General features: G+C 46.2%; 1 protein-coding gene. It reads left to right on the forward strand.

Annotation, left to right across the window (positions count from 1 at the left end):
- Nucleotides 1-25: 25 nt before the first annotated feature.
- Nucleotides 26-316: 2-phospho-L-lactate transferase CofD family protein (locus AB4585_RS29420; RefSeq protein WP_372172374.1), on the forward strand; the 291-nt coding region annotated here is incomplete at its 3' end.

Raw genomic sequence — 316 nt, forward strand, 5'->3', positions numbered from 1 at the left:
TTACTAAGGAAAATAAGCGATTAGCGTGGAAATTTACTCATCTAAAAAAGTCGTCGCCATCGGTGGCGGGCATGGTCTTGGTCGTATTTTGGCGGCTTTAAAAGATTTTGGAAGCAATGCAACCGGCATAGTCACCACCACAGATAATGGCGGTTCTACCGGGCGTATTCGTTACTGCCAAGGCGGCATTGCATGGGGTGATACGCGCAACTGTATCAACCAGTTAATTACAGAGCCCTCTATCAGTTCAATGATGTTTGAATATCGCTTTCGCGGGGCTGGCGAGCTCGATGGTCATAATCTAGGTAATCTAATT

It is taken from the genome of Vibrio sp. 10N.222.49.C9, assembly GCF_041474985.1.
GTDB lineage: Bacteria > Pseudomonadota > Gammaproteobacteria > Enterobacterales > Vibrionaceae > Vibrio > Vibrio crassostreae_C.